Source organism: Brevibacillus sp. GCM10020057, assembly GCF_042683565.1.
GTDB lineage: Bacteria > Bacillota > Bacilli > Brevibacillales > Brevibacillaceae > Brevibacillus.
The window spans coordinates 1-772 of record NZ_JBHUJW010000017.1; the positions used below are offsets into that span (position 1 = coordinate 1).

1 tRNA gene and 2 rRNA genes (1 of these 3 cut by a window edge) are annotated in these 772 nt (G+C 53.1%); all 3 read left to right on the plus strand.

From position 1 onward, the window contains the following. A 16S ribosomal RNA gene (locus ACFSO0_RS05015) occupies window positions 1-116 on the plus strand; the annotation flags it as partial. Between the two features lie 88 nt (window positions 117-204). After that, a tRNA-Ala gene (locus ACFSO0_RS05020) sits at window positions 205-280 on the plus strand. A gap of 91 nt (window positions 281-371) precedes the next feature. Further along, window positions 372-772: ribosomal RNA gene (locus tag ACFSO0_RS19760) — 23S ribosomal RNA — on the plus strand (its annotated part continues 427 nt past the right edge of the window); the annotation flags it as partial.

Sequence of the window (772 nt, forward strand, 5' to 3'; positions counted from 1 at the left end):
CCCGAAGTCGGTGAGGTAACCCGGTTGGGGGCCAGCCGCCGAAGGTGGGGTAGATGACTGGGGTGAAGTCGTAACAAGGTATCCGTACCGGAAGGTGCGGATGGATCACCTCCTTTCTAAGGAATACCAACACAGATTGCATTCTTTCCGGTTTTGAGGGTGTATCGCCCTCCAACGATTGAATACTGCCGATTTCGGCATGATGGGGCTGTAGCTCAGTTGGGAGAGCGCCTGCCTTGCAAGCAGGAGGTCATCGGTTCGATCCCGTTCAGCTCCACCAAAACCAACAACCATTATGTTCCTTGAAAACTGGAAACTGCATGTATGCTAAGGATTTAAACTGTAAGTACGTTTTAGTGCTGACCAATTGTGGTTAAGTTACTAAGGGCACACGGTGGATGCCTTGGCGCTAGGAGCCGAAGAAGGACGCAGCGAACTGCGATAAGCCTCGGGGAGCGGTAAGCACGCTTTGATCCGGGGATTTCCGAATGGGGCAACCCACCATCCGTAATGGGATGGTATCCTTCACTGAATCCATAGGTGATGAGAAGGCAGACCCGGTGAACTGAAACATCTAAGTAGCCGGAGGAAGAGAAAACAATCGTGATTCCGTCAGTAGTGGCGAGCGAACGCGGAAGAGCCTAAACCGTCGGGTTTACCCGGCGGGGTTGTGGGGCGTCTCACATGGAGTTACAAAAGATGCGCGTAGGTGAACAGTCTGGGAAGGCTGACCATAGGGCGTGACAGTCGCGTAACCTAAACGCGCATCTCT